Raw genomic sequence first — 3,037 nt, 5'->3', positions numbered from 1 at the left:
TCGCTTAACATTAAATATGCAATGTTATAACTTTCTTTCGTTTCCTAATTTTTAAAGAACTTCTCGCTTCAGCTGTGCGCTGTGGAGAGGGTGCGTATCTTACACTCAGATAATTTTGAGTCAATATATTTTTTCGCTAAAACTGTTTTTATTCGCAACTGAGGCACCGAGCTCAATCCCTATTGCAGATCTCAACCCGCAGCAGCCAGGCAAACACCTTTAAATCTGATTCTATCAAGACCGGCATGGTAAACTTCAGCCCACCCATCAACAGCAATATACATAGAAGCCAATGATCCGCCACGCTACCAAAAAGTCGATACTCATCATTAACCTTGGCTCCATGAGCGACACGGTTATCTCAAGCGGACTAATACACCTCACAAAAAACTCCGGCCCTAGAGTGCGTCTGCACCTGCTAATTGACGAGCGTTTTGCGCCATTAATGGATGGCCACCCCAGCATCGACCAGCTGATCACTGTCGATTGCTCCCACTGGGATAGACTTTTTGCAAGCGGGCGCTGGCTCGAGCTCGCAAGAGAGGCATTTAAACTACGCAAAACGCTCCAGCAGCAACACTTCGATCTCACCCTTGACGTGCAAAGCATCTGGAAAAGTGCGTTTATCGCATGGCTCTCGATGGCCAAAACATCGGTCGGCTTAGGCTCAAGCGGCTCCAGCGCCATGTTCATCGACAGATCTGTGTCACGTAACATGGGCGACCTTGTCCAGATAGGTGCGGAATACCGGTACCTGCTGAGCCAACTCGGGATGCCCGACACACCATGGAATCTTTACACGCCAACTATCAACCAAAGCCAAACAACAAAACTTACTGAAGATATCGGCTTCGACTTCACCAAAGAGCGTTACGCATTATTATGCCCCACCGGAGCGACTCGGCAGCAGGAGTGGCCAGCAAATCACTGGCAACAACTAGCCCTGCGCCTTCGCGGCAGGTATCACATAAAGCTTCTAATCGCTGGGAGCAACCCAACTGAAGATACCAAAGAGATTGCACACGCGACCGGCGCTCTAGATTTAAGTGGCGCACTATCGACCACCCAAAACTGCCTGCTGATCAAGCATGCTTCAGCGCTCATCGGCGTCGACTCAGGTTTAACCCACCTAGGACACGCATACAAAGTGCCCACTATCGCACTATTCGGGGCGACCTACCCCTATACCTACACAGGGCAAGAAACGAGCAAAGTTCTTTATATGGATCTCGCTTGCTCTCCCTGCAAAACCGCACCAATCTGCGGAAAGCGCTACGACTGCATGAAAGAGCTAACTCCCGACATGGTAATCGCGGAACTCAAACCCCTAATGAAACTCACTCAAAGCAACTCTTTCAACTACACAAACACCGCATTCTCAACCACAAACACTTAAGAGGAAAGTCGTGACTCTCAGCATCCCACAATTCCACAACGCCCGCGTATTGGTTATTGGCGACATAATGCTCGACCGCTACTGGAGCGGAGGCGCCAAACGCATATCCCCCGAAGCACCAGTGCCCGTCGTCAAGATAGATGCCGTAGAAGATAGGCTGGGAGGGGCCGCCAACGTCGCCAAAAACCTCGCAGCATTGGGGTGCGATACGTCACTTTGCGGCATTATTGGATCAGACGATGCCGGAAAAATAGTCCTCGAGTTATTAAGCAGCTCAAATATCCAGAGCCACATTCATACTGCAACAGGAACACCAACTATCACCAAACTCCGCGTACTCTGCCAGCACCAGCAATTGCTGCGAATGGACTTTGAAGAGGCGCTTCCCTCCATCACAACTACAGACACCCTCAAGGGGATTGGAGCAGAGATAGTTCGCGCCGATATCGTTGTAATTTCAGACTACGCCAAAGGAACCGTTTCAGACTGCGCACCAATAATTACCCTCTGCAAACAGCACCACACACCAGTGATCGTGGACCCCAAAGGCTCAAATTTTGCGCGCTATCACGGCGCAACACTTATAACACCAAACCTAGGAGAGCTTGAAGGAGTCGTCGGCACCTGCAGCACGGTCGAGCAAGCCCTAGAGCGAGCCGAAGCACTTAGAGAAGACCTCCAACTGGAAGCAATGCTGGTAACACTGAGCGAAAAAGGCATGGCGCTTATTCGTGCCGGGCGAGCTCCACTCCATATCCCAACCGAGGCTCAAGAAGTATTTGACGTAACCGGTGCTGGAGATACGGTAATAGCGACTTTCGCCGGCGCCTTTGCAGCTGGAGCAGATATGCCGACCGCGATGAAGATTGCGAATATAGCCGCAGGCATAGCTGTTGCAAAGATTGGCACAGCGACCGTCACTACCGACGAAATAGTTGCGAGCTCAGGTGATCAAAACTCGGTCATATCGCACGGAATATGCAACCTTGAAAACCTAACTAAAATGACGAGACTCGCTCGCCAAAAAGGCGAAACAATCGTATTCACCAACGGCTGCTTCGACATACTTCATGCAGGCCACGTCAGGTACCTACAGCAAGCCGCGGCACTGGGAGACAGACTTGTAATAGGCGTAAACAGCGACGACTCCATCAAGAGACTAAAGGGCGAGAGCCGACCAGTTGTGCCGCTACAGGAAAGAATGGAGCTACTCGCAGCTCTCGATTGCGTCGACTGGGTTACCAGCTTTAGCGAAGACACGCCAGCCAACCTCATCACCGCTATAACCCCAGACTATCTGGTTAAAGGCGGCGACTATGACCCCAAACTAATCGTCGGATACGACACCGTCACAAACTCAGGGGGCAAAGTAGTCGTCATGCCTTTCGTACAAGGATGCTCAACAAGCTCAATCATCGAACGGATACGTAAAAGCCTGTAGCCGGGCCAGAAGGGGGCGCGCGACCAACCGGCACTAACCCCAAACGTAGCGCCAACAAAACTGCCGGACACAAAAAAACCCAACAGGCAGTGCCTCTTGGGTTTTTTAATAAATCTCAACGCTAAAAATATAACAATTATCAAGCAATGCGTGTGGGAACTTGTAGGAGGTGTGCGTATCGTTTAAGGAGGTGATCCAGC

At 50.7% G+C, this 3,037-nt stretch carries 2 protein-coding genes; both read left to right on the top strand.

Annotation, left to right across the window (positions count from 1 at the left end; all coding sequences use genetic code 11):
- Nucleotides 1–292 precede the first annotated feature (292 nt).
- Nucleotides 293–1,396: a glycosyltransferase family 9 protein gene (locus tag IDZ20_RS10990; RefSeq protein ID WP_188151484.1), complete on the top strand. Its 1,104-nt coding sequence runs from the start codon at nt 293–295 to the stop codon at nt 1,394–1,396.
- Between the two features lie 10 nt (nt 1,397–1,406).
- Complete coding sequence (gene hldE / locus IDZ20_RS10985) at nt 1,407–2,837, top strand: bifunctional D-glycero-beta-D-manno-heptose-7-phosphate kinase/D-glycero-beta-D-manno-heptose 1-phosphate adenylyltransferase HldE (RefSeq protein ID WP_188151483.1); 1,431 nt, start codon at nt 1,407–1,409, stop codon at nt 2,835–2,837.
- Nucleotides 2,838–3,037: the final 200 nt, after the last annotated feature.

Origin of the sequence: Teredinibacter waterburyi, from assembly GCF_001922985.1 — a bacterium.
Taxonomy (GTDB): Bacteria; Pseudomonadota; Gammaproteobacteria; order Pseudomonadales; family Cellvibrionaceae; genus Teredinibacter; species Teredinibacter waterburyi.
This window is presented reverse-complemented; position numbering and strand designations above follow the sequence as displayed.